Origin of the sequence: Yokenella regensburgei (genome assembly GCF_003634235.1) — a bacterium.
In the GTDB taxonomy this organism is placed as follows: domain Bacteria; phylum Pseudomonadota; class Gammaproteobacteria; order Enterobacterales; family Enterobacteriaceae; genus Yokenella; species Yokenella regensburgei.
In genome coordinates this window covers 77,997-103,961 of the sequence record NZ_RBIZ01000006.1, presented here as the reverse complement: position 1 = coordinate 103,961, position 25,965 = coordinate 77,997, and the positions used below count along the sequence as shown (strand labels likewise).

The following is a 25,965-nucleotide window of genomic DNA, read 5'->3' as shown; positions in this document are numbered from 1 at the left end:
GCTAAAAAACAACATCACAACAAATGCAATCACCATAACAATGGGGAATCTCAGGATGAATATGAAGGGTAAAGCGTTGCTGGCAGGATGTATCGCGTTGGCATTCAGCCAGATGGCGCTGGCGGAAGATATTAAAGTGGCGGTGGTCGGGGCAATGTCTGGCCCGGTAGCACAGTATGGCGACCAGGAATTCACCGGCGCCGAGCAGGCGGTAGCGGATATTAACGCTAAAGGCGGTATCAAGGGCAATAAGCTGGTTATCAGCAAATACGACGATGCCTGCGACCCGAAACAAGCGGTGGCGGTAGCCAACAAAGTGGTCAATGACGGGGTAAAATACGTTATTGGTCACCTGTGCTCCTCCTCTACTCAGCCAGCGTCCGATATTTATGAAGATGAAGGCATCCTGATGATCACCCCGGCGGCAACGGCACCGGAGCTGACCGCACGCGGCTACAAGCTGACGCTGCGTACTACCGGTCTTGACTCTGACCAGGGCCCGACTGCGGCGAAATATATTCTGAACACCGTGAAGCCAAAGCGTATCGCGATTGTTCACGACAAACAGCAGTATGGTGAAGGTCTGGCGCGTTCCGTGCAGGATGCGCTGAAGAAAGGTAACGCCAACGTGGTGTTCTTTGATGGGATCACCGCCGGTGAGAAAGACTTCTCAACGCTGGTGGCGCGCCTGAAGAAAGAGAATATCGACTTTGTCTACTACGGCGGTTATCACCCGGAAATGGGCCAGATCCTGCGTCAGGCCCGTGCGGCTGGCCTGAAAACTCAGTTCATGGGGCCGGAAGGGGTAGCGAACGTGTCGCTGTCTAACATCGCCGGTGATTCTGCAGAAGGCCTGCTGGTTACCAAGCCGAAGAACTACGATCAGGTTCCGGCGAACAAACCGATTGTGGACGCTATCAAAGCCAAGAAACAGGATCCGAGCGGTGCTTTCGTCTGGACCACCTACGCCGCGCTGCAATCTCTGGCGGCTGGTCTGAACCAGTCTGAAGATCCGGCGAAGATTGCCGACTGGCTGAAGGCGAACAGCGTTGAAACCGTGATGGGCCCGCTGTCCTGGGATCAGAAAGGCGATCTGAAGGGCTTTGAGTTCGGCGTGTTCACCTGGCATGCTAACGGTACGGCGACCGACGCCAAATAATTTTCCCGGCGTCTTTCGCGCTGCAGTTGCGTTGGCAGCGTTATTCAACCCCGGTCACTTACTTATGTAAGCTCCCGGGGATTTCATAACTTGCCGCCTTTCTGCAACACGAAATTCTTGGGAAAAGGCAGCAGAGAATGTAGGCCGGGTAAGGTATCGCCGCCACCCGGCTTTTTTTTTAGTGCTTCTCCCACCCATTCTGCTGCGCCCTGAAGTCCAGCGCCTGCATGAAGGCGGCCATCACCGCGCGGTCTTCTACTCCGACATCGGCAATCCACCAGCTGGTGATATCCGGGTTACTGCTCATCACCTCTTCAACCAGATATTGCCCAACGCCACGGCGGCGGGTCACTTCGCGTACGCGCAGTGAATCCAGTGCGCCTTCGGTACCGCGCAGCGTCACCCGGACGGCTGCCAGCAGCCTTTCGTTAAAGCGCGCGGCGTAGATTCGATGATTTTCATCAACCGTTAACGAGGCCGCCGAATACTCCGGCCAGATTTTGCCAAGATCGATAAGGTCCTGCTCGCTAAAGGCGTGAAGGCGGACGATGGTCAGTTTCATTCAAAAGCATTCCTGTCATTTCGAAGTAGAAAGTGTACTCAATTTCACATTCCTGAGGGTTCTGTTTTTTTGTCATTCATCAGGCGATAAATTTTTTCTGTGAACCTGGTGTAGTTTTATCCATTAGGGAATGAAAAATAGCCAGCATTTTAGCCTGATCACTAGTGAATTATTCGGTCTTATGTGCCGTTATATTATGCTGAAATCTGGATTTCATCTGTTTATTTCTCGATTATTTCAGAATATTATCTTTCCATAATCGACTGAAAAATAGAGATTTTGATCTGATTTTTCGCGAAATATAACTCTAAATCATTAAAGAAACTGGTAAAAATAGCATTGTTCAATAAAAGTACAGAATGCTTTTTAACCAATTCAGGACAAAACAATAAAGCACATCACGAACGGGGTTTGAAATGATGAAACGGAACGCGAAGACGTTGATCGCGGGGATCGTTGCACTGACGATGTCGCACACCGCTATGGCGGAAGACATCAAGGTGGCGGTCGTGGGCGCGATGTCTGGCCCGGTTGCCCAGTGGGGCGACATGGAATTTAACGGTGCACGCCAGGCTATCAAAGATATCAACGCCAAAGGCGGTATCAAGGGCGACAAACTGGTTGGGGTCGAATACGACGACGCCTGCGACCCGAAACAGGCCGTCGCGGTGGCGAACAAAATCGTCAACGACGGCATTCAGTATGTGATTGGTCACCTTTGCTCCTCCTCCACTCAGCCAGCGTCCGATATTTATGAAGACGAAGGCATTCTGATGATAACGCCGGGGGCTACCAACCCGGAGCTGACCCAGCGTGGCTACCAGTACATCATGCGTACCGCGGGCCTCGACTCTTCCCAGGGGCCGACCGCCGCGAAGTACATCCTCGAGAAAGTGAAGCCGCAGCGCATCGCAATCATTCATGACAAGCAGCAGTACGGTGAAGGCCTGGCGCGCTCCGTGCAGGACGGGCTGAAGCAGGGTGGTGCGAACGTCGTGTTCTTCGACAGTATCACCGCCGGGGATAAAGACTTTTCCGCGCTGATTGCTCGTCTGAAGAAAGAGAACATCGACTTCGTCTACTTCGGCGGTTACTACCCGGAGATGGGCCAGATGCTGCGCCAGGCGCGTTCCGTCGGTCTGAAAACCCAGTTCATGGGCCCGGAAGGCGTCGGCAATACCTCGCTGTCTAATATCGCTGGTAATGCGGCGGAGGGCATGCTGGTCACTATGCCGAAACGCTATGACCAGGATCCGGCAAACAAGGCCATTGTTGATGCGCTGAAGGCCGACAAAAAAGATCCGAGCGGCCCGTACGTGTGGATCACCTATGCCGCCGTGCAGTCGCTGGCGACCTCACTCGAGCGCACCGGCAGTAAAACCCCGCTCGATTTAATTAAAGATTTGAAAGCTCACGGTGCCAATACCGTGATTGGGCCGCTGAACTGGGATGAGAAAGGCGATCTGAAGGGATTTGAATTTGGTGTCTTCCAGTGGCACGCCGATGGGTCATCCTCGGTCGCCAAATAATTATCCCACCGCCCGGACCACCGGGCGGGTTTAAGAAGGTTACGTTATGTCCGAGCAGTTTCTCTATTTTTTGCAGCAGATGTTTAACGGCGTGACGCTGGGAAGCACCTACGCGCTGATCGCCATCGGCTACACCATGGTTTACGGCATTATCGGCATGATTAACTTCGCCCACGGCGAGGTCTACATGATCGGTAGCTATGTCTCCTTTATGATCATTGCTGCACTGATGATGCTCGGTATCGACACCAGCTGGCTGCTGGTGGCCGCCGGTTTTGTCGGGGCGATTATTATCGCCAGCGCCTACGGCTGGAGTATTGAACGGGTGGCCTATCGCCCGGTGCGTAATTCCAAGCGCCTGATTGCCCTTATTTCGGCAATCGGTATGTCCATCTTCCTGCAAAACTACGTCAGCCTGACGGAAGGCTCGCGCGATGTGGCGCTACCAAGCCTGTTCAACGGCCAGTGGATTATCGGCAGCAGCGAGAGCTTCTCCGCGTCTATCACCACCATGCAGCTGGTGATCTGGATTGTCACCTTCGTCGCCATGCTGGCACTGACGCTGTTTATCCGCTATTCGCGCATGGGCCGCGCCTGTCGTGCCTGTGCGGAAGACCTGAAAATGGCGAGCCTGCTCGGCATTAACACCGACCGCGTGATTGCTCTGACGTTCGTCATTGGTGCCGCGATGGCCGCGGTGGCGGGCGTGCTGCTCGGTCAGTTCTACGGCGTGATCAACCCCTACATCGGTTTTATGGCGGGGATGAAAGCCTTTACCGCGGCGGTGCTTGGCGGTATCGGTAGTATTCCTGGCGCCATGATTGGTGGGCTTATCCTCGGCGTGGCGGAAGCGCTCTCTTCGGCGTATCTCAGTACGGAATATAAAGACGTGGTCTCCTTCGCGCTGCTGATCGTGGTGCTGTTGGTGATGCCTACCGGCATTCTGGGTCGTCCGGAGGTAGAGAAAGTATGAAACCGATGCATTTTGCGATGGCGTTGCTTTCCGCCGCCATGTTCTTCGTGCTGGCCGGCGTATTCATGGGCGTACAGTTAGAGCTTGATGGCACCAAACTTGTGGTAGACAAAGCCGCCGACATCCGCTGGCAGTGGATTTTCATCGGTACGGCGGTGGTCTTTTTCTTCCAGATGCTGCGCCCGCTGTTCCAGAAAGCGGTGAAGGGCGTCTGTGGGCCGAAGTTTATTCTGCCGGCAATTGACGGCTCTACCGGCAAACAAAAGCTGTTCCTGGTTGCTCTGCTGGTGATTGCGGTGGCGTGGCCGTTTATGGTTTCGCGCGGTACCGTTGATATCGCCACCCTGACGATGATCTACATTATCCTCGGCCTGGGGCTAAACGTGGTGGTCGGGCTTTCTGGCCTGCTGGTGCTGGGCTACGGTGGTTTCTATGCCATCGGCGCGTACACCTTTGCGCTGCTCAACCACTATTACGGGCTGGGCTTCTGGACCTGCCTGCCGTTGGCAGGGCTGGTTTCAGCGGCGGCCGGTTTCCTGCTCGGTTTCCCGGTGCTGCGCCTGCGTGGTGACTATCTGGCGATTGTGACGCTGGGCTTCGGCGAAATCGTCCGTATCCTGCTGCTGAACAATACCGAAGTGACCGGCGGTCCGAACGGCATCAGCCAGATCCCGAAACCGACCTTCTTCGGCCTTGAGTTCAGCCGCAGCGCCCGTGAAGGCGGCTGGGACACCTTCAGCAATTTCTTTGGCGTGAAATACGACCCGTCGGACCGGGTGATTTTCCTCTACCTGGTTGCGCTGCTGCTGGTCGTGCTGAGTCTCTTCGTGATTAACCGCCTGCTGCGTATGCCGCTTGGCCGCGCGTGGGAAGCGCTGCGTGAAGATGAAATCGCCTGCCGCTCGCTGGGCTTAAGCCCAACGCGCATTAAGCTGACGGCGTTCACTATCAGCGCCGCGTTTGCCGGTTTCGCCGGAACGCTGTTTGCCGCGCGCCAGGGCTTTGTCAGCCCGGAATCCTTCACCTTCGCTGAATCTGCCTTCGTGCTGGCGATTGTGGTGCTGGGCGGTATGGGCTCGCAGTTCGCGGTGATCCTCGCGGCGATTCTGCTGGTGGTATCGCGTGAGCTGATGCGTGACTTCAATGAATACAGCATGCTGATGCTGGGTGGTTTGATGGTGCTGATGATGATCTGGCGTCCGCAGGGGCTGTTGCCGATGACCCGTGTGCAGCTGAAGCTGAAAAACGGGAAAGCCAAAGGAGAGCAGGCATGAGTCAGCCTATTTTATCCGTTAACGGTCTGATGATGCGCTTTGGCGGCCTGCTGGCGGTCAACAACGTCTCACTGGAGCTTAAGGCGCAGGAAATCGTCTCGCTGATTGGCCCAAACGGCGCGGGCAAAACCACCGTGTTTAACTGCCTGACCGGGTTCTACAAACCGACCGGCGGCAGCATTATGCTGCGCGACCAGCATCTCGAAGGGCTGCCGGGTCAGCAGATTGCCCGCATGGGCGTTGTGCGTACCTTCCAGCACGTGCGCCTGTTCCGCGAAATGACGGTGATTGAGAATCTGCTGGTGGCGCAACATCAGCAGCTCAAGAGCGGTGTCTTCTCCGGCCTGCTGAAAACCCCGGCGTTTCGCCGTGCGCAAAGCGAAGCCCTCGATCGCGCTGCCACCTGGCTTGAGCGTATTGGCCTGCTGGAGCACGCTAACCGTCAGGCGAGCAACCTCGCCTATGGCGATCAGCGCCGCCTTGAGATTGCCCGCTGCATGGTAACGCAGCCAGAAATCCTGATGCTCGACGAACCGGCCGCCGGTCTTAACCCGAAAGAGACCAAAGAGCTGGATGAGCTTATCGTTGAGCTTCGTAGCCATCACAACACCACCATTCTGCTGATTGAGCACGACATGAAGCTGGTGATGGGGATCTCCGATCGCATCTACGTGGTGAATCAGGGCACCCCGCTGGCTAACGGTACTCCAGAGGAAATTCGTCATAACCCGGACGTGATCCGCGCTTATTTAGGTGAAGCATAAGATGGAAAAAGTCATGTTGTCCTTTGACGGCGTCAGCGCTCACTACGGTAAGATTCAGGCGCTGCACAACGTCAGCCTGCATATCAATCAGGGCGAAATCGTCACTCTTATCGGCGCCAACGGCGCCGGGAAAACCACGCTGCTCGGTACGCTTTGCGGCGACCCGCGAGCCACCAGCGGGAAAATCGTCTTCGACGGTAAAGACATTACCGACTGGCAGACGGCGAAAATCATGCGTGAGGCGGTGGCGATTGTCCCTGAAGGGCGTCGCGTGTTCTCGCGGATGACGGTCGAAGAGAACCTGGCGATGGGCGGATTTTTTGCCGATCGCGAGCAGTATCATGAACGCATTAAGTGGGTGTATGAGCTGTTCCCGCGTCTGCACGAACGCCGTATTCAACGGGCGGGCACTATGTCCGGTGGGGAGCAGCAGATGCTGGCGATTGGCCGTGCATTGATGAGCCAGCCGCGCCTGCTGCTGCTTGATGAGCCGTCGCTGGGGCTGGCACCGATCATCATCCAGCAGATTTTCGACACCATCGAACAACTGCGTAAGCAAGGGATGACGATTTTCCTCGTTGAGCAGAACGCCAACCAGGCGCTGAAGCTCGCTGACCGTGGCTACGTGCTGGAGAATGGTCACGTGGTGCTGGAAGACACCGGTGATGCGTTGCTGGCGAACGAAGCGGTGCGGAGCGCTTATTTAGGCGGATAAATTTTTTACCAGCCCTCTTCCTGTGGGAGAGGGCTGGAGACCGCACCCGGCATTTTTAACAACTCCCTTCACATTACCATCATCCCTCTGACGTATTGTTGTCATGATTCTGTAAACAAACAGTTATTTTTCTGTCATTCGAGCATGTCATGTTACCTCGCGAGCATAAAACGCGTGATTTCGCGCATCCGGCACAACAAGAGAGATAACCGAATGACATCGTTACGACACACAGCTTTAGGACTGGCACTGAGCCTGGCATTTGCTGGTCAGGCGCTGGCGGCAACCACCATTCCATTCTGGCATTCTATGGAGGGCGAGCTCGGGAAAGAGGTCGACTCCCTGGCGCAACGTTTCAACCAGGAAAATCCGGATTACAAAATTGTGCCGGTTTATAAAGGCAACTACGAGCAGAGCCTGAGCGCAGGTATCGCTGCCTTCCGTACCGGTAACGCCCCGGCGCTGCTGCAGGTGTACGAAGTGGGCACTGCAACCATGATGGCGTCGAAAGCCATCAAGCCGGTGTACGAAGTCTTCAGCGACGCCAACATCAAATTTGACGAGTCGCAGTTTGTCCCGACCGTTGCCGGTTACTACACCGACTCCAAAACCGGGCACCTGCTGTCCCAGCCGTTCAACAGCTCCACCCCGGTGCTGTACTACAACAAAGATGCCTTCAGGAAAGCCGGTTTAGATCCGGAGCAGCCGCCGAAAACCTGGCAGGATCTGGCGGCTTATACCGAGAAGCTGAAAGCGGCAGGGATGAAGTGCGGCTACGCCAGCGGCTGGCAGGGCTGGATCCAGATTGAAAACTTCAGCGCCTGGAATGGGCTGCCGGTAGCAACCAAAAATAACGGTTTTGACGGTACCGACGCGGTGCTGGAGTTCAACAAGCCGGAGCAGGTGAAGCATATCGCACTGCTGGAGGCGATGAACAAGAAGGGCGATTTCAGCTACTTCGGTCGTAAAGACGAATCGACCGAGAAGTTCTACAACGGCGACTGCGCCATTACCACCGCTTCCTCAGGTTCGCTGGCGGACATTCGTCAGTACGCCAAATTCAACTACGGTGTGGGCATGATGCCCTACGATGCTGACGTGAAGGGTGCGCCGCAGAACGCCATCATCGGCGGTGCCAGCCTGTGGGTGATGCAGGGGAAAGACAAAGCTACCTATAACGGTGTCGCGAAGTTCCTCGAATTCCTGGCGAAACCGGAAATTGCCGCTGAATGGCACCAGAAAACCGGCTACCTGCCTATCACTAAAGCCGCTTATGACCTGACCCGTCAGCAGGGCTTCTACGATAAAAACCCGGGTGCGGATATCGCGACCCGTCAGATGCTGAACAAGCCGCCGTTGCCGTTCACCAAAGGTCTGCGTCTGGGCAATATGCCGCAGATCCGTACCGTGGTGGATGAAGAGCTGGAAAGCGTCTGGACCGGGAAGAAAACCCCTCAGCAGGCGCTGGATGCGGCGGTTGAACGCGGTAATCAGCTGCTGCGGCGTTTCGAGCAGTCGACTAAATCGTAATCATTGGCTGACCCCTCACCCTAACCCTCTCCCCATAGGGGAGAGGGAACTGTTCAGAGCCGTCTTTCTCCCTCGCCCCTTTGGGGAGAGGGCCGGGGTGAGGGGAAACTAACTCAGAGTTTAACTATGTCATCATCCCGTCCGGTGTTTCGCTCCCGCTGGCTGCCTTACCTGCTGGTAGCGCCGCAGCTGCTTATCACCGTCATTTTCTTTATCTGGCCTGCGGGCGAGGCGCTGTGGTACTCGCTGCAAAGCGTCGATCCGTTTGGGCTTTCCAGCCAGTTTGTCGGCCTGGATAACTTCATTGCGCTGTTCCATGATAGCTACTACCTGGACTCGTTCTGGACGACCATCAAATTCAGCGCCATGGTGACCATCAGCGGTCTGCTGGTTTCGCTATTCTTCGCCGCGCTGGTGGATTACGTGGTGCGCGGCAGCCGTTTGTACCAGACGCTGATGCTGCTGCCTTACGCGGTGGCACCTGCCGTAGCGGCGGTGCTGTGGATCTTCCTCTTTAATCCGGGGCGCGGGCTGATTACCCATGCGCTGGCGGGGATCGGTTACGACTGGAACCACGCGCAGAACAGCGGTCAGGCGATGTTCCTCGTGGTGTTTGCTTCGGTATGGAAGCAGATTAGTTACAACTTCCTGTTTTTCTTTGCTGCGCTGCAGTCTATCCCACGTTCTTTAGTCGAAGCCGCGGCGATCGACGGCGCGGGCCCGGTGCGTCGTTTCTTCAAACTCGCGCTACCGCTGATAGCACCGGTGAGCTTCTTCCTGCTGGTGGTCAACCTGGTGTACGCCTTCTTCGATACCTTCCCGGTGATTGATGCGGCGACGGCGGGCGGCCCGGTGCAGGCTACGACCACCCTCATCTACAAAATCTACCGTGAAGGCTTTGCCGGCCTCGACCTTTCCGCCTCTGCGGCGCAGTCGGTGGTGTTGATGCTGCTGGTGATTGTCCTGACGGTGGTGCAGTTCCGCTATGTTGAAAGTAAGGTGCGTTATCAATGATTGAGCATCGTCGCGGGCTGACTATCTTCAGCCACAGCATGTTAATCCTCGGCATCGCGGTGATTTTGTTCCCGCTGTACGTCGCCTTTGTGGCGGCGACCCTCGACAATCGTGCGGTGTTCGAAACCCCCATGACGCTTATTCCCGGCGGTCACTTGCTGGAGAACATGGCAACCATCTGGACCCAGGGCGTGGGGGCTAACAGCGCGCCGTTCTGGCGCATGATGTTGAACAGCTTTGTGATGGCGTTTGGCATTACGGTGGGCAAAATTGCCGTGTCGATGCTTTCGGCGTTTGCCATCGTCTGGTTCCGTTTCCCGCTGCGTAACCTGTTCTTCTGGATGATTTTTATCACCCTGATGCTGCCGGTGGAAGTGCGAATTTTCCCGACGGTTGAGGTGATTGCGAATCTGAAGATGCTCGACAGCTACACCGGCCTGACGCTGCCGCTGATGGCGTCGGCGACCGCCACGTTCCTGTTCCGCCAGTTCTTTATGACCTTGCCGGATGAGCTGATAGAAGCGGCGCGTATCGACGGCGCCTCGCCGATGCGTTTCTTCCGCGATATCGTCCTGCCGCTGTCGAAAACCAACCTTGCAGCGCTGTTCGTTATCACCTTTATCTATGGCTGGAACCAGTACCTGTGGCCGCTGCTGATCGTGCAGGACGTCAATCTCGGCACCGCTGTTGCGGGTATTAAAGGGATGATCGCCACCGGCGAAGGCACCACGCAGTGGAATCAGGTGATGGCGGCGATGCTGCTCACGCTGATCCCTCCCGTTGTTATTGTATTAGCCATGCAGCGCGCGTTCGTGCGTGGTTTAGTGGACAGTGAGAAATAAGATGGCTGGTTTAAAATTACAGGCAGTAAGCAAAAGCTGGGACGGCGGTAAGACACAGGTCATCCAACCGCTGACGGTGGACGTGGCCGACGGTGAGTTTATCGTGATGGTCGGGCCTTCCGGCTGTGGAAAATCGACCCTGCTGCGCATGGTGGCCGGGCTTGAACGGGTGACCAGCGGCGACATCTGGATTGACCGCCAGCGCGTGACCGAAATGGAGCCGAAGGATCGCGGCATTGCGATGGTGTTCCAGAACTACGCCCTGTACCCGCACATGAGCGTGGAAGAGAACATGGCGTGGGGGTTAAAAATTCGCGGCATGGGCAAAGAGCATATCGCCAGCCGTGTGCAGGAAGCGGCGCGCATTCTGGAGCTGGATGGCCTGCTGAAGCGCCGTCCGCGCGAGCTCTCCGGCGGACAGCGCCAGCGTGTGGCGATGGGGCGCGCCATTGTGCGTGACCCGGCGGTGTTTCTGTTTGATGAACCGCTGTCAAACCTCGATGCCAAGCTGCGGGTGCAGATGCGCCTCGAGCTGCAGCAACTGCACCGCCGTCTCAACACCACCTCGTTGTACGTGACTCACGACCAGGTAGAAGCGATGACGCTCGCCCAGCGGGTGATGGTGATGAACAAGGGCATTGCCGAGCAGATTGGCACACCGGTTGAGGTGTACGAGAAACCGGCCTCGCGCTTTGTGGCAAGCTTTATCGGCAGCCCGGCGATGAACCTGCTGGACGGGCGTATCAGCACCGGCGGCACCCATTTTGAGCTCGAAAGCGGTATGGCGCTGCCAATAAACTGGCAGTTCCGCGGCTATGCCGGGCGCAGGATGACGCTGGGTATCCGCCCGGAACATATTGGGGTAAGCTCGCAGACGGGGGGCGGTATCCCGCTGGTGCTGGATACGCTGGAAATTTTGGGTGCCGATAACCTGGCGCACGGGCGTTGGGGAGCGCAGAAGCTGGTGGTCAGATTGCCGCATCAGCAGCGCCCTCAGGCGGGCAGCACGCTGTGGCTGTACCTGCCGGAGAATCATCTGCATCTGTTTGATGGAGAAACAGGATTACGCGTATGAGCCACTGGCCTTATCCTCATATCGTCGCCCACCGTGGCGGCGGTAAGCTCGCCCCGGAGAACACCCTGGCGGCGATTGATGTGGGTGCGCAGCACGGGCACACCATGATTGAATTCGATGCCAAGCTGTCGCAGGACGGTGAAATCTTCCTGCTGCATGACGACACCCTTGAGCGCACCAGCAACGCCTGGGGTGTAGCGGGTGAACTGCCGTGGCAGACACTGGCGAAAGTGGATGCCGGGAGCTGGTTCAACGGCTCCTTCAAAGGTGAACCGTTACCGCGGCTCTCAGAAGTGGCCGACCGCTGCCGTGAGCACGGCATGATGGCCAATATTGAAATTAAACCGACCACCGGCCTTGGGCCATTAACCGGCAAGGTTGTGGCGCTGGCGGCGCGCGAGCTGTGGCGCGGGATGACCGCACCGCTGCTCTCGTCGTTTGAAATTGATGCGCTGGAAGCGGCGCAGGCGGCGGTACCCGAGCTGCCGCGCGGGCTGCTTTTAGATGAGTGGCGTGACGACTGGCAGGCGCTGACGACGCGTCTTGGCTGCGTGTCGATTCACCTCAACCATCGTTTGCTGGATGAGGCGCGTGTACGGCTGCTGAAAGACGCGGGATTGCGAATTCTGGTGTACACCGTGAACAAACCCCAGCGGGCGGCCGAGCTGCTGCGCTGGGGTGTGGACTGTATCTGTACCGATGCGATTGACGTCATCGGGCCGGATTTCCAGCCTTAAGGCGTGCTGTTGTTCAGCATGTCACCATTCTGACGCGGCGGTAGCATGTGCTGCTGACCGCTGTTCTGCGATCCACCGTTGAGCATCCCGCCGTTGGTGTTCGGCAGCGTCTGATTACCCTGCAGGGCACGCTGGCTATTGTTATTCAGCTGGTTCTGCAGATTCTGTTGTTGCATCTGATTCTGCGTCTTCACCTGCTGGTTTAACATCCCTTTCTGCTGCTGTTGCTGAATGTACATATCATTCTGCATACGCTGCGTGCTTGGGTTCTGGAAGCCCGGCTGGTTCGGATTATTGGTGAGGTTCAGTGGCTGTGCAAGAGCAGCAAAAGGGAGCAATGCTGCTATCAGTAATAATCGTTTCATTCTCGTCTCCTCCTTCTGAGGCTTATCTTAAGTTTACCTCGATTCCGCCATAACGATGATTTTTTAGGAGTTCTGAACCAGGCTTAAGCGGGAGCATAAACCCTGATACCTGGAGATAATAACAATGATTAAACCTGCTTTTTTGCGTTGGATGGCGGTCGCTGCCTTACTGGCGGGCAGCACGTTTGCGGCGGCGGCACCCCCTCCGCCCCCGGTTTCTTATGGCGTTGAAGAAGATGTTTTCCACCCGGTACGTTCGCAGCATGGAATGGTGGCCTCGGTGGATGCGCTGGCGACGAACGTCGGCGTGGAGATCCTCAGGCAGGGCGGTAACGCCGTTGATGCCGCCGTTGCCGTCGGCTATGCGCTGGCGGTCACGCATCCGCAGGCCGGGAACCTCGGCGGTGGCGGTTTTATGATGCTGCGCACCAAAGACGGTAAAACAACGGCGATTGATTTCCGCGAGATGGCACCGGCTCAGGCCTCGCGGGATATGTTCCTCGATGGCCAGGGCAACCCGGACAGCAAAAAATCCCTCACTTCGCATCTGGCTTCCGGCACCCCGGGCACGGTTGCTGGCTTCTCGCTGGCGCTGGAGAAATACGGCACGCTACCGCTCAATAAGGTGATCCGCCCGGCCATCAAGCTCGCGGAAGAGGGTTTTGTGGTGAATGATGCGCTGGCAGACGATCTCAAGGTCTACGGCAGTGAAGTGATCCCGCAGCATGAAAACAGCAAAGCTATTTTCTGGAAAGACGGCGAACCGCTGAAAAAGGGCGACCGGCTGGTGCAGAAGAACCTTGGCAAAAGCCTGGAGCTTATCGCCGAGCACGGTCCCGACGCTTTCTATCAAGGGGCCATCGCCGATCAGATAGCCGAAGAGATGCACAAAAACGGCGGACTTATCAGCAAAGCTGATCTTGCAGATTATAAGGCCGTTGAGCGCACGCCGATAAGCGGAGACTATCGCGGATACCAGGTGTTCTCCATGCCACCACCGTCCTCTGGCGGTATTCACATCGTACAGATCCTGAATATCCTCGAGAACTTCGACCTGCATAAATACGGTTTCGGCAGCGCCGACGCGATGCAGATTATGGCGGAGGCCGAGAAGCATGCCTATGCCGACCGTTCTGAGTATCTGGGGGACCCGGATTTCGTGAAGGTGCCGTGGCAGGCGTTGACCAGCAAAGCCTACGCTAAATCGATTGCCGACCAGATTGATGTGAATAAAGCGAAACCATCGAGCGAAATTCGCCCCGGCAAGCTGGCGCCGTACGAAAGCAATCAGACCACCCACTTCTCGGTGGTCGATAAAGACGGTAACGCGGTAGCGGTGACCTATACGCTCAACACCACCTTCGGTACCGGGATTGTGGCGGGTAACTCCGGTATTCTGCTGAACAACGAAATGGATGACTTTTCGGCGAAGCCAGGCGTGCCGAACGTCTACGGGCTGGTCGGCGGTGATGCCAACGCGGTAGGGCCGAAAAAGCGCCCACTTTCGTCGATGTCGCCGACAATCGTGGTCAAAGATGGCAAAACCTGGCTGGTGACCGGTAGTCCTGGCGGCAGCCGCATCATTACTACCGTGCTGCAAATGGTGGTGAACAGCATTGATTTTGGGATGAACGTCGCCGAAGCGACCAATGCCCCGCGTTTCCACCATCAGTGGCTGCCGGATGAGCTGCGCGTTGAGAAGGGCTTTAGCCCGGACACGCTGAAAATGCTGGAGCAGAAGGGGCAGAAAGTGGCGTTGAAAGAGGCGATGGGTAGCACCCAGAGCATTATGGTCGGCCCGGACGGCACGTTGTACGGTGCCTCGGACCCGCGCTCGCCGGGGGATTTAACGGCGGGATATTAAGGTAGCAACCCCTCTCCCTACAGGGGAGAGGGGCAAAGCATTACTTCATCCGCGCCATGAAATAGGCATCAACATATTCACCGTTACGCAGCGCGTACTTCTTACCGGTACCTTCAATCTCGAAGCCAAATTTCTGGTACACCGCCACCGCAGGGACGTTGTCGACAAAGACCGTCAGCTCAATGCGATCAACCCGCAGCCAGTTGTCGCACATGTCGATCATCGCACGCATCATGGCGCTTGCCACACCGCGGTTCTGCCACCGTGCATCAACGCAGATACCGAAATCAGCGACGTGGCTGCGGCGCGGGCGCGGGCTCACCTCAATACCAAGGTGCCCGACGACCACATCATCAATACAGGCAACAAGCTGTTTGACGCCCGGTTTGTCGCCTAGCCGGTCATGCCACATCTGCTCAGAAGGATGAGGAACCTGTAGCGTGTTGTGATACACCTCCGGCTGGGCGTGGATCTGACGAATCGCGTCGTAATCTTTCGGTTCAGCGTGGCGTATCACTATCTCGCTCATTCCTAATCTCCTCATAGTTAATATCCTCTTTACAGTCGCTGAGAATAAAAAATGCGTCAACGCCTAAATTTTGCAAAAATCAGTAGACAAGCGAGAATGATAATGATTATTATTACTGTGCGTTCAGGAACACCCCTGTGGGAAACCTGAAAGCACGACATTGCTCACATTGCTTCCAGTATTACTTTTATAGCCAGCCGGGTGCTGGCTTTTTTTTTATCCTTATCTTGCGCTAAGGTATGCTGAGTTACCTTCATAAAGGACAGCATCATGACCTTGCACTGCGCATTCATCGGGTTTGGTAAGAGCACCACCCGTTACCATCTTCCCTATGTGCTTAACCGTAAAGACAGCTGGCATGTGGCGCACATTTACCGCCGCAGCGCGAAGCCGGAAGAGCAGCAACCGCAGTATCAACACATCCACTTCACCAGCTCACTCAACGATGTTTTTGACGATCCAAAGGTCAAACTGGTTATCGTCTGTACCCATGCAGACAGCCACTTCGAGTACGCCCGCCGCGCGCTGGAAGCCGGGAAAAACGTGCTGGTAGAGAAACCCTTTACGCCTTCGCTGACGGAAGCCAGGGTGCTGTTTGAACTGGCGAAAAGCAAAGGGCTCACGGTGACGCCGTATCAGAACCGTCGCTTCGACTCCTGCTTCCTCACCGCCAAAAAGGCGATTGAAAGCGGTAAATTGGGTGAAATCGTCGAAGTTGAAAGCCATTTTGATTACTACCGCCCGGTGGCAGAAACCAAACCTGGCCTGCCGCAGGATGGTGCGTTTTACGGTCTTGGCGTACATACCATGGACCAGATTATCTCTCTGTTCGGCCGCCCGGACCACGTGGCGTATGACATTCGCAGCCTGCGTAACCACGCAAACCCGGACGATACCTTCGAAGCGCAGCTGTTCTATGGCAACCTGAAGGCGATTGTGAAAACCAGCCACCTGGTGAAAATCGACTACCCGAAATTTATCGTCCACGGTACTAAAGGTTCATTTATCAAGTACGGTATCGACCAGCAGGAAACCAGCCTGAAGGCCAACATCATGCCGGGCGAACCGGGCTTTGCGGCGGATGACTCCACCGGCCTGCTGGAGTATGTGAACGACGACGGCGTGACGGTGAAAGAAGTGCTGAAACCGGAAACCGGCGACTATGGCCGCGTGTACGACGCGCTGTATCAGACCCTCGCCAACGGTCAGCCGAATTACGTCAAGGAATCTGAAGTTCTCACCAACCTTGAGATCCTCGAGCGCGGCTTTGAACAGCCCTCTCCGGCGACGATATCCCTCGCCCGATAAGCCTGAATGACTCCTCTGGCTTTGTTCATATTTTTTGAACAGAGGAGTCAATTTTCACCCACTATGATCCCGGCCTGATGTGGTCCACACTTATCCCATCGAAACGAACATGGGGTGAACACAATGATCTTCTTACGCAAAGCAAACGACCGTGGCCACGCGAACCATGGCTGGCTGGATTCCTGGCATACCTTCTCTTTTGCGAACTATTACGACCCGAATTTTATGGGTTTCTCCGCGCTGCGGGTGATTAACGACGACGTGATTGATGCCGGGCAGGGGTTTGGTACCCACCCGCATAAAGATATGGAAATCCTGACCTACGTGCTGGAAGGCGCGGTAGAGCATCAGGACAGCATGGGGAACAAAGAGCAGGTGCCTGCGGGTGAATTCCAGATCATGAGTGCCGGTACCGGCGTTCGTCACTCTGAGTACAACCCGAGCAAAACTGAGCGACTGCGCCTCTACCAAATCTGGATCATTCCAGAAGAAACCGGCATCACGCCGCGTTACGAGCAGCGCCGCTTTGATGCTCTGCAGGGCAAACAGCTGGTACTGTCTCCGGATGCCCGCGATGGCTCGCTGAAAGTGTACCAGGATATGGAACTGTACCGCTGGGCGCTGGCGAAAGATGAGCAGTCTGTGCATCAGATTGCCGCAGACCGCCGCGTGTGGATCCAGGTAGTGAAAGGTAGCGTGACTATCAACGGCACCAAAGCGACGACCAGCGATGGCCTGGCCATCTGGGACGAGCAGGCGATTTCGGTTCATGCCGAAGAAGGTAGCGAAATTCTGCTGTTTGACCTGCCGCCGGTATAAATAAAATCTCAACCTTCCCCTTTCTCAGGGGAAGGTTGAGTCATCTCCGTGATAAACTGAGGGAATGTTTCTCAAGCGATTTCTCTCAGGACGATGAAAAAGAAAAGACCCGTACTTCAGGATGTAGCCGATCGCGTCGGTGTGACCAAAATGACGGTCAGCCGTTTCTTGCGTAACCCGGAGCAGGTTTCCGTGGCGCTGCGCGGCAAAATTGCGGCGGTCCTCGATGAGCTGGGTTATATCCCCAACCGCGCGCCTGACATTCTGTCGAATGCCACCAGCCGGGCGGTGGGAGTCCTGTTACCCTCCCTGACCAACCAGGTTTTCGCTGAAGTGTTGCGCGGTATCGAAAGCGTGACCGATGCACACGGCTATCAGACCATGCTTGCCCACTACGGCTATAAACCGGAGATGGAAGAGGAGCGCCTGGAATCCATGCTGTCGTGGAATATCGACGGCCTCATCCTCACCGAACGCACCCACACGGCGCGTACGCTCAAGATGATTGAGGTAGCCGGTATCCCGGTGGTTGAGCTGATGGACAGCCAATCGCCGTGCCTCGACATCGCCGTCGGCTTCGACAACTTTGAAGCAGCCCGCCAGATGACCGCCGCGATTATTGGCCGTGGTCACCGTCATATTGCCTATCTCGGCGCGCGTCTTGATGAACGTACTATCATCAAGCAGAAGGGCTACGAGCAGGCGATGAACGAAGCCGGATTAATGCCGTACAGCGTGATGATGGAGCAGTCGTCTTCGTATTCATCGGGGATTGAGCTGATGCGCCAGGCGCGTCGTGAATATCCGCAGCTGGACGGGATCTTCTGTACCAACGATGACCTTGCGGTAGGCGCTGCGTTTGAGTGCCAGCGAATGGGGCTCAAAATCCCTGATGATATGGCGATTGCCGGTTTCCACGGCCACGATATCGGGCAGGTGATGGAGCCGCGTCTGGCGAGCGTCCTGACCCCGCGTGAGCGTATGGGACAGATTGGCGCAGAGCGCCTGCTGGCGCGCATTCGTGGTGAAGCAGTGACGCCGAAGATGTTAGATTTAGGTTTCACGTTGTCACCGGGCGGATCTATTTAGCGCGACAACTTTGATGTAGCTCACACTTATTAATTTCCCGCACGAATGGAGATTGCTTCTCTGCAAGCCGGGGAAGACAATGTTACCGATAACTGTTACCCGTAACAATGTGATTAACTGTGCTGTGGGAGCTATACAATGAGCACGACTAACCATGATCACCACGTTTACGTCCTGATGGGCGTATCCGGCAGTGGCAAATCCGCTGTCGCAAGCGAAGTGGCGCATCAACTGAATGCCGCGTTTCTTGATGGCGACTTTCTCCATCCGCGCAGCAACATTGTCAAAATGGCTTCCGGCGAGCCGCTGAACGACGACGATCGTAAACCCTGGCTGCAGGCGCTGAACGACGCCGCTTTTGCCATGCAGCGCACCAACAAAGTGTCGCTGATTGTCTGCTCGGCGCTGAAAAAAACCTATCGCGACATCCTGCGCGATGGCAACCCTAACCTCTCTTTCATCTACCTGAAAGGCGATTTCGATCTCATTGAAAGCCGTCTGAAGGCCCGCAAAGGTCACTTCTTCAAAACCCAGATGCTGGTAACGCAGTTTGAAACCCTGCAGGAGCCGGATGCGAAGGAAAGTGATGTGCTGATCGTGGATATCGATCAACCGCTGGACGGCGTTGTCGCCAGCACCATTGAGGTGATCAACAAAGGCCGTAAATAGTGAGTACGTTAACGCTGGTGTTAACAGCAGTCGGTTCAGTTCTGCTGCTGCTGTTTTTGGTCATGAAGGCGCGTATGCACGCCTTTGTGGCATTGATGGTGGTTTCTATTGGCGCGGGTCTGTTTTCGGGAATGCCTCTCGATAAAATCGCCGCCACGATGGAAAAAGGGATGGGCGGTACGCTGGGCTTCCTGGCTATCGTCGTGGCGCTTGGCGCCATGTTTGGCAAAATTCTTCATGAGACCGGGGCGGTCGACCAGATTGCCATCAAAATGCTGAAGTCGTTCGGCCACAGCCGGGCGCACTATGCGATTGGTCTTGCCGGGTTAATCTGCGCCTTGCCGCTGTTCTTTGAAGTGGCGATTGTACTGCTGATTAGCGTCGCCTTCTCCATGGCGCGCCATACCGGCACCAACCTGGTGAAGCTGGTTATCCCGCTGTTTGCCGGGGTAGCGGCAGCTGCCGCGTTCCTGCTACCGGGGCCTGCGCCGATGCTGTTGGCTTCCCAGATGCACGCCGACTTTGGCTGGATGATCCTGATTGGCCTGTGTGCGGCGATTCCGGGGATGATTATTGCCGGACCGCTGTGGGGCAATTTCATCAGCCGCTACGTTGAGCTGCACATTCCGGACGATATCAGCGAGCCGCACCTGGGCGAAGGTAAAATGCCTTCCTTTGGCTTCAGCCTGGCGCTTATCCTGCTGCCGCTGGTGCTGGTTGGCTTGAAAACTATCGCAGCGCGCTTCGTGCCGGTGGGATCTTCTGCCTACGAATGGTTCGAGTTTATCGGCCATCCGTTCACGGCGATCCTCGTGGCCTGTCTGGTGGCGATTTACGGCCTGGCGATGCGTCAGGGAATGCCGAAAGACAAAGTGATGGAAATTTGCGGTCATGCGCTGCAGCCTGCGGGTATCATTCTGCTGGTGATCGGGGCTGGTGGCGTGTTCAAACAGGTGCTGGTTGACTCCGGCGTTGGTCCGGCGCTCGGTGAAGCCCTGACCGGCATGGGCCTGCCGATTGCGCTTACCTGCTTCGTGCTGGCGGCGGCCGTGCGCATCATCCAGGGATCCGCGACCGTTGCCTGTCTGACGGCGGTAGGGCTGGTGATGCCGGTGATTGAACAGCTGAACTTCAGCGGCGCGCAGATGGCGGCACTCTCTATCTGTATCGCAGGTGGTTCTATCGTGGTGAGCCACGTGAACGACGCCGGTTTCTGGCTGTTTGGTAAATTTACCGGCGCCACCGAAGCGCAAACGCTGAAAACCTGGACCATGATGGAAACCATCCTCGGCACCACCGGTGCCATCATCGGGATGATTGCTTTCCAGCTCCTGAGCTAAAACCCAGGCCCGGCGGGACCTCTCGTCGGGCCAGTTCTCGTATTACCCCTCATAAAAACCGCTCAGCCGAGAATAAAATCCATAATCTCGATCAACAAAGCGGCTGCGGAAAATGTTCCCTCCGTCACCTTTTTGCCCCGATAATCCCGTTGAATTAGCGCCTTTTCTGATGAGAGAACGATCATTGATTAATTTCACTTGCGACTTTGGCTGCTTTTTGTAATGTGAGGGATATCCCAGTTTCAACTGGCTCGCACAACAGCACACACCTCTGCAGGAAAAACGCTATGAAAAACGTTGGTTTTATCGGCTGGCGCGGTATGGTCGGCTCTGTTCTCATGCAACGCATGGTAGAAGAGCGCGATTTCGACGCCATTCGCCCGGTCTTTTTCTCCACCTCCCAGCTGGGACAGGCGGCACCGACATTCGGTAACGCAACCGGTGGAACACTTCAGGACGCTTACTCTCTGGAAGCACTGAAGGCACTCGACATTATCGTCACGTGCCAGGGCGGCGATTACACCAACGAGATTTACCCGAAGCTGCGTGAAAACGGCTGGCAGGGCTACTGGATTGACGCCGCCTCTTCACTGCGAATGAAAGATGACGCCATCATCATTCTCGATCCGGTGAACCAGCAGGTCATCACCGACGGGCTGAACAACGGCGTGAAAACCTTCGTGGGCGGCAACTGTACCGTCAGCCTGATGCTGATGTCGCTCGGCGGCCTGTTTGCCAACGATCTGGTGGACTGGGTCTCTGTTGCCACCTATCAGGCCGCCTCCGGCGGCGGTGCGCGCCATATGCGTGAACTGCTGACCCAGATGGGGCAACTGCATCACCACGTGGCGGATGAGCTGGCGAACCCGGCTTCGGCCATCCTCGATATCGAGCGTAAAGTCACCAGCCTGACCCGTAGCGGCGAGCTGGCGGTTGATAACTTCGGCGTACCGCTGGCGGGTAGCCTGATCCCGTGGATCGACAAACAGCTCGACAACGGCCAGAGCCGCGAAGAGTGGAAAGGGCAGGCGGAAACCAACAAGATCCTCAACACCGCGAACGTCATTCCGGTCGATGGCCTGTGCGTCCGTGTTGGCGCTCTGCGCTGCCACAGCCAGGCGTTTACCATCAAACTGAAAAAAGATGTTTCTATCCCGACCATCGAAGAACTGCTGGCCGCGCATAACCCGTGGGCAAAAGTGGTGCCGAACGATCGTGATATCACCATGCGCGAACTGACCCCGGCGGCGGTAACCGGCACGCTCACCACGCCGGTCGGTCGTCTGCGTAAACTGAATATGGGGCCGGAGTTCCTCTCCGCCTTTACCGTTGGCGACCAGCTGTTGTGGGGCGCCGCAGAGCCATTACGCCGCATGCTCCGGCAGTTGGCGTAACATTTGCTAAACAACTATGGGGTGCGCTGACACCCCTTTTTTTGCGTAATACAAGGAGTAAGCGCAGATGTTTTATTTTTTTACCAGGAGTCAATAAAGCGTTGGCTATGCTTTAAGCAGGGGTACTGAGCAGGAACCTTGCCTGAAGGTAGGACGGAGCAGAGAGGATGCACGATGTGCTGCGCCGTTCGGGTCAAAAATGTCGCCACCGGTCTGGAAACAGGCGACACACATAAAACAGGATGAGCACCATGTCTTTCCTTATCGATAGAGACGTGATTAACGCGCTAATTGCCGGTCATTTTGCGGATCCTTTTTCCGTGCTCGGCATGCACTGCACCGACGCCGGGCTTGAGGTCCGCGCACTGCTACCCGACGCCACCGAAGTCTGGGTTATCGAAAGCAAAACCGGACGTAAAGTTGGCACACTGGAATGCCTCGACGCCCGCGGTTTTTTTAGCGGTATCATGCCGCGACGTAAAAATCCCTTCCGCTATCAACTCGCCGTGAACTGGCATGGCCAGCAAAATCTTATCGACGATCCGTATCGCTTCGGCCCGCTGTTGCAGGACGTGGACGCCTGGCTTTTGTCGGAAGGTACCCACCTGCGCCCTTACGAAACGCTGGGCGCGCACGCGGACACCATGGATGGCGTTACGGGAACGCGTTTCTCGGTATGGGCCCCGAACGCCCATCGTGTTTCAGTGGTTGGGCAGTTTAACTACTGGGACGGCCGCCGCCACCCGATGCGGCTGCGCAAAGAATCCGGTATCTGGGAGCTGTTTGTCCCCGGTGCACACAACGGCCAGCTGTATAAATTTGAGATGATCGACGCGCACGGCAAGCTGCGCATCAAAGCGGACCCGTATGCCTTCGAGGCACAGATGCGCCCGGAAACGGCATCGCTTATCTGCGGCCTGCCGGAAAAAATTGAGCAAAGCGAGGAGCGCAAGCAGGCCAACCGCTTTGATGCTCCGATCTCCATCTACGAGGTGCACCTGGGCTCCTGGCGCCGTCATACCGATAACAACTTCTGGCTGAGCTACCGTGAGCTTGCCGATCAGCTCATCCCTTACGTGAAGTGGATGGGCTTTACCCACCTTGAACTGCTGCCGGTCAACGAGCATCCGTTCGACGGCAGCTGGGGCTATCAGCCTACCGGGCTGTATGCGCCAACGCGCCGCTTCGGCACCCGCGACGATTTCCGCTATTTCATCAACGCCGCCCACGCCGCCGGGCTTAACGTGATCCTCGACTGGGTTCCGGGCCATTTCCCTTCCGATGATTTTGGCCTCGCGAAATTCGACGGTACCGAGCTGTACGAGCATAGCGATCCGCGCGAAGGCTATCATCAGGACTGGAACACGCTTATCTATAACTACGGTCGGCGAGAGGTGCAGAACTATCTGGTGGGTAACGCCCTGTACTGGATAGAGCGTTTTGGCATTGATGCGCTGCGGGTGGATGCGGTGGCGTCGATGATTTATCGCGACTACAGCCGTAAATCCGGCGAATGGATCCCCAATGAGCACGGTGGACGCGAGAACCTCGAAGCTATTGAGTTTCTGCGCAGCACCAACCGTATTCTCGGTGAGCAGGTGCCGGGTGCGGTGAGTATGGCGGAAGAGTCGACCGATTTCTCGGGCGTCTCCCGGCCATCCGATATGGGCGGTCTGGGTTTCTGGTACAAGTGGAACCTCGGCTGGATGCATGACACGCTCGACTACATGAAGCTCGACCCGGTTCACCGTCAGTACCATCACGACAAGCTCACCTTCGGCATGCTCTACAACTACACCGAAAACTTTGTTCTGCCGCTCTCTCACGATGAAGTGGTACACGGCAAAAAATCGATTCTTGACCGCATGCCGGGCGATGCCTGGCAGAAGTTCGCCAACCTGCGGGCCTACTATGGCTGGCAGTTTGCGTTCCCGGGTAAGAAGCTGCTGTTTATGGGCAATGAGTTTGCCCAGGGCCGCGAGTGGAATCATGACGCCAGCCTCGACTGGCACCTGCTGGAGGGCGGGGACAACTGGCACCACGGCGTACAGCGTCTGGTACGCGATCTTAACCACCGTTATCGCCACCATAAAGCACTGCACGAGCTGGATTTCGAGCCTTACGGTTTTGAATGGCTGGTGGTGGACGATGCCGAACGCTCGGTGCTGGTATTTGTGCGTCGTGATAAGCAGGGTAACGAAGTTATTGTCGCCAGCAACTTTACCCCGGTACCGCGCTACGGCTATCGCTTTGGCATCAACCAGCCGGGGCGCTGGCGCGAGGAGCTGAACACCGACTCGATGCACTACCACGGCAGCAACGCCGGTAACGGTGGCGTGGTAGCGAGTGAACCGGTGGAAAGCCATGGCCGCGCCCACTCTCTGTGCCTGACCTTACCGCCGCTGTCCACTATCTGGTTGGTTCGGGAGGGCGAATGATCCTTCTTACACCAGGAAAACCTACACCGCTCGGCGCAAGCTATGACGGACACGGCGTGAACTTCACGCTGTTTTCAGCCCATGCGCAGCGGGTGGAACTCTGTGTGTTTGATGATAACGGTAACGAAATGCGCCAGCTGCTGCCGTCGCGCAGCGGCGATGTCTGGCATGGCTATCTGGCAGAGGCGCGCCCGGGTTTACGCTACGGCTATCGCGTTTACGGCGCGTGGGATCCGGCGCAGGGGCATCGTTTCAACCCGGCAAAACTGTTGCTCGATCCGTGCGCGCACCGCGTTGAAGGCGTGCTTGTGGATTCCCCGTTACTGCATGGTGGTATTCATGAGCCGGATCTCCAGGACAGCGCCAGCGTTGCGCCGCGTTCGGTGGTGGTCGATCTGCATTATGACTGGCATGACGACACACCGCTGCGTACGCCGTGGGGACAAACGGTCATCTACGAAACCCACGTGAAGGGGCTGACGTACCTGCATCCTGAGCTGCCGGCGGAGATCCGCGGTACCTGGAAAGCGCTTGGACATCCGGTGATAGTGAAATACCTGCTTGATCTCGGTATCACCGCGCTTGAGCTGATGCCGGTGGCGCATTTTACCAGCGAAGCGCGCCTGCAGCGGCTGGGGTTAAGCAACTACTGGGGCTATAACCCGCTGGCTATCTCCGCCCTCGATCCCCGCTATGCCACTTCCCCTGATACCGCTCTGGTGGAGTTTCGCGATGCGGTTAAAGCGCTGCATCGGGCCGGTATCGAGGTCATTCTCGACGTGGTGCTTAACCACAGTGCGGAAATCGATCTTGAGGGGCCGACCTTCTCCCTGCGCGGAATTGATAACCGTAGCTATTATTGGATAAGGGAAGACGGCGATTACCAGAACTGGACCGGCTGCGGCAACACGATCAATCTCAGCGCGTCCGGGGGCGTGGAATATGCCCTGGCCTGCCTGCGCTTCTGGGTGCAGGAGTGCCACGTTGATGGTTTTCGTTTCGACCTGGCCTCGGTGATGGGGCGCACGCCGGAGTTTCGCCAGGATGCGCCGCTGTTTACGGCTATCCGCAACGATCCGCTGTTGTCGGAGGTGAAGCTCATTGCTGAACCCTGGGATATTGGGCCTGGCGGCTATCAGGTGGGGAATTTCCCGCCGCCTTTTGCCGAGTGGAATGACCATTTCCGCGACGCGATGCGTCGTTTCTGGCTGCAGCAGGATCTTTCGCTCGGGGAGTTTGCCTCGCGCTTTGCCGCCTCAAGCGACGTGTTTCAGCGCAACGATCGAGCGCCGTCGGCGTCGGTTAACCTGGTGACAGCGCACGACGGATTTACCCTGCGCGACTGCGTTTGTTTCAATCAGAAACACAATGAGGCCAACGGCGAAGAGAATCGCGATGGCACTAACAATAACCATAGTTTCAATCATGGTATAGAAGGGATAGACGGCACACTGGAAGTGACGGAACGGCGACGAGACAGCGTTCATGCTCTGCTGACCACGCTGCTGCTGTCGCAGGGGACGCCGATGCTGTTGGCCGGTGACGAACACGGACACAGCCAGCACGGTAATAACAACGCCTATTGCCAGGATAACGCCCTGACCTGGCTCGACTGGCAGCAGGCGAACCACGGTTTGACCACGTTTACGGCGGCGCTTATCCACCTGCGTCAACGGATCCCGGCACTTACCTTGGATCGCTGGTGGCAGGAGGGTGATGGCAATGTGCGCTGGCTGAATCAGTACGCACAACCGCTTTCTACTGATGAGTGGCAATCCGGTATTAAACGTATGCAAATTCTGCTTTCTGACCGCTGGCTTATCGCCATCAACAGTACGCAGGAAGTTGCCGACATCGTTTTACCCGCGGGGGAGTGGCACGCCGTTCCTCCATTTGCCGGTAAGGATAATCCAGTCATCCTGACTGTCTGGCATGGGCCCGCGCACGGAGTGTGCGTATTTGAAAGGTCATAAGAT

At 56.5% G+C, this 25,965-nt stretch carries 23 protein-coding genes; 20 read left to right on the top strand and 3 right to left on the bottom strand.

Going from position 1 to position 25,965, the window contains the following annotated elements:
* The first annotated feature begins 55 nt into the window (after positions 1-55).
* Entirely contained in the window at positions 56-1,159 is a 1,104-nt protein-coding gene (gene livJ / locus C7387_RS18555; RefSeq protein WP_146748703.1) for a branched chain amino acid ABC transporter substrate-binding protein LivJ, read from the top strand.
* 178 nt (positions 1,160-1,337) lie between these two features.
* On the opposite strand, the gene panM is transcribed toward livJ, so the two are convergent.
* The gene (gene panM / locus C7387_RS18550) at positions 1,338-1,721 is read right to left on the bottom strand and encodes an aspartate 1-decarboxylase autocleavage activator PanM (protein WP_006817611.1); all 384 of its coding nucleotides are present in this window, start codon (positions 1,719-1,721) and stop codon (positions 1,338-1,340) included.
* Between the two features lie 419 nt (positions 1,722-2,140).
* Between panM and livK the strand changes: the two genes are divergently transcribed.
* The 10 genes from livK to ugpQ all read left to right on the top strand — a co-directional run bounded on the left by livK (position 2,141) and on the right by ugpQ (position 12,174).
* Positions 2,141-3,250, top strand: a complete 1,110-nt coding sequence (gene livK, locus C7387_RS18545; RefSeq protein WP_038253835.1) for a high-affinity branched-chain amino acid ABC transporter substrate-binding protein LivK — start codon at positions 2,141-2,143, stop codon at positions 3,248-3,250.
* A gap of 46 nt (positions 3,251-3,296) precedes the next feature.
* Entirely contained in the window at positions 3,297-4,223 is a 927-nt protein-coding gene (livH, locus tag C7387_RS18540; RefSeq protein ID WP_006817606.1) for a high-affinity branched-chain amino acid ABC transporter permease LivH, read from the top strand.
* Positions 4,220-5,497 carry a branched chain amino acid ABC transporter permease LivM gene (gene livM / locus C7387_RS18535; RefSeq protein ID WP_006817605.1) on the top strand — a complete coding sequence of 426 codons (1,278 nt, stop codon included), beginning with the start codon at positions 4,220-4,222 and terminating at the stop codon, positions 5,495-5,497. Before livH ends, livM begins: the two co-directional genes overlap by 4 nt.
* Positions 5,494-6,261 carry a high-affinity branched-chain amino acid ABC transporter ATP-binding protein LivG gene (gene livG, locus C7387_RS18530; RefSeq protein ID WP_006817604.1) on the top strand — a complete coding sequence of 256 codons (768 nt, stop codon included), beginning with the start codon at positions 5,494-5,496 and terminating at the stop codon, positions 6,259-6,261. The genes livM and livG overlap by 4 nt, the downstream gene beginning before the upstream one ends.
* A 1-nt stretch (position 6,262) precedes the next feature.
* Positions 6,263-6,976 carry a high-affinity branched-chain amino acid ABC transporter ATP-binding protein LivF gene (gene livF, locus C7387_RS18525; RefSeq protein WP_006817603.1) on the top strand — a complete coding sequence of 238 codons (714 nt, stop codon included), beginning with the start codon at positions 6,263-6,265 and terminating at the stop codon, positions 6,974-6,976.
* 213 nt (positions 6,977-7,189) lie between these two features.
* Positions 7,190-8,506, top strand: coding sequence for a sn-glycerol-3-phosphate ABC transporter substrate-binding protein UgpB (gene ugpB / locus C7387_RS18520; RefSeq protein ID WP_038253807.1), 1,317 nt, complete (start codon positions 7,190-7,192; stop codon positions 8,504-8,506).
* Positions 8,507-8,632: 126 nt separating this feature from the next.
* Positions 8,633-9,520, top strand: a complete 888-nt coding sequence (gene ugpA / locus C7387_RS18515; protein WP_038253857.1) for a sn-glycerol-3-phosphate ABC transporter permease UgpA — start codon at positions 8,633-8,635, stop codon at positions 9,518-9,520.
* Complete coding sequence (gene ugpE, locus C7387_RS18510) at positions 9,517-10,362, top strand: sn-glycerol-3-phosphate ABC transporter permease UgpE (RefSeq protein WP_006817600.1); 846 nt, start codon at positions 9,517-9,519, stop codon at positions 10,360-10,362. Before ugpA ends, ugpE begins: the two co-directional genes overlap by 4 nt.
* Position 10,363: 1 nt before the next feature.
* Entirely contained in the window at positions 10,364-11,437 is a 1,074-nt protein-coding gene (locus tag C7387_RS18505; protein WP_120817245.1) for a sn-glycerol-3-phosphate import ATP-binding protein UgpC, read from the top strand.
* The gene (gene ugpQ, locus C7387_RS18500; RefSeq protein WP_038253860.1) at positions 11,434-12,174 is read left to right on the top strand and encodes a glycerophosphodiester phosphodiesterase; all 741 of its coding nucleotides are present in this window, start codon (positions 11,434-11,436) and stop codon (positions 12,172-12,174) included. The genes C7387_RS18505 and ugpQ overlap by 4 nt, the downstream gene beginning before the upstream one ends.
* On the opposite strand, the gene C7387_RS18495 is transcribed toward ugpQ, so the two are convergent.
* Positions 12,171-12,539 (bottom strand): DUF2756 family protein, encoded by a 369-nt coding sequence (locus tag C7387_RS18495; RefSeq protein ID WP_006817597.1) that lies wholly within the window; start codon positions 12,537-12,539, stop codon positions 12,171-12,173. The genes ugpQ and C7387_RS18495 overlap by 4 nt on opposite strands.
* Before the next feature lie 124 nt (positions 12,540-12,663).
* Here C7387_RS18495 and ggt point away from each other — a divergent pair, with 124 nt between their 5' ends.
* The gene (gene ggt / locus C7387_RS18490; RefSeq protein WP_006817596.1) at positions 12,664-14,403 is read left to right on the top strand and encodes a gamma-glutamyltransferase; all 1,740 of its coding nucleotides are present in this window, start codon (positions 12,664-12,666) and stop codon (positions 14,401-14,403) included.
* 40 nt (positions 14,404-14,443) lie between these two features.
* Here the strand turns inward: ggt and yhhY are convergent, their stop codons facing one another.
* Positions 14,444-14,932, bottom strand: a complete 489-nt coding sequence (yhhY, locus tag C7387_RS18485; RefSeq protein WP_120817244.1) for an N-acetyltransferase — start codon at positions 14,930-14,932, stop codon at positions 14,444-14,446.
* A 270-nt stretch (positions 14,933-15,202) separates the two neighbouring features.
* Here yhhY and C7387_RS18480 point away from each other — a divergent pair, with 270 nt between their 5' ends.
* From C7387_RS18480 to glgX, 8 genes are all read left to right on the top strand, one after another.
* A complete protein-coding gene (locus C7387_RS18480) occupies positions 15,203-16,240 on the top strand; it encodes an oxidoreductase (protein WP_006817594.1) in 1,038 nt (345 codons plus the stop codon).
* 123 nt (positions 16,241-16,363) lie between these two features.
* Positions 16,364-17,059, top strand: coding sequence for a pirin family protein (locus C7387_RS18475; RefSeq protein WP_006817593.1), 696 nt, complete (start codon positions 16,364-16,366; stop codon positions 17,057-17,059).
* Between the two features lie 93 nt (positions 17,060-17,152).
* Positions 17,153-18,148, top strand: a complete 996-nt coding sequence (gene gntR, locus C7387_RS18470; RefSeq protein WP_006817592.1) for a gluconate operon transcriptional repressor GntR — start codon at positions 17,153-17,155, stop codon at positions 18,146-18,148.
* A gap of 138 nt (positions 18,149-18,286) precedes the next feature.
* Positions 18,287-18,817 (top strand): gluconokinase, encoded by a 531-nt coding sequence (gntK, locus tag C7387_RS18465; RefSeq protein WP_006817591.1) that lies wholly within the window; start codon positions 18,287-18,289, stop codon positions 18,815-18,817.
* Positions 18,817-20,157, top strand: coding sequence for a gluconate transporter (gene gntU / locus C7387_RS18460; protein WP_006817590.1), 1,341 nt, complete (start codon positions 18,817-18,819; stop codon positions 20,155-20,157). Before gntK ends, gntU begins: the two co-directional genes overlap by 1 nt.
* 287 nt (positions 20,158-20,444) lie before the next feature.
* Positions 20,445-21,551, top strand: a complete 1,107-nt coding sequence (gene asd / locus C7387_RS18450) for an aspartate-semialdehyde dehydrogenase (RefSeq protein WP_120817243.1) — start codon at positions 20,445-20,447, stop codon at positions 21,549-21,551.
* A 251-nt stretch (positions 21,552-21,802) separates the two neighbouring features.
* A complete protein-coding gene (gene glgB, locus C7387_RS18445; protein WP_040903001.1) occupies positions 21,803-23,989 on the top strand; it encodes a 1,4-alpha-glucan branching enzyme in 2,187 nt (728 codons plus the stop codon).
* Positions 23,986-25,962 carry a glycogen debranching protein GlgX gene (gene glgX / locus C7387_RS18440; RefSeq protein ID WP_120817242.1) on the top strand — a complete coding sequence of 659 codons (1,977 nt, stop codon included), beginning with the start codon at positions 23,986-23,988 and terminating at the stop codon, positions 25,960-25,962. Before glgB ends, glgX begins: the two co-directional genes overlap by 4 nt.
* Positions 25,963-25,965: the final 3 nt, after the last annotated feature.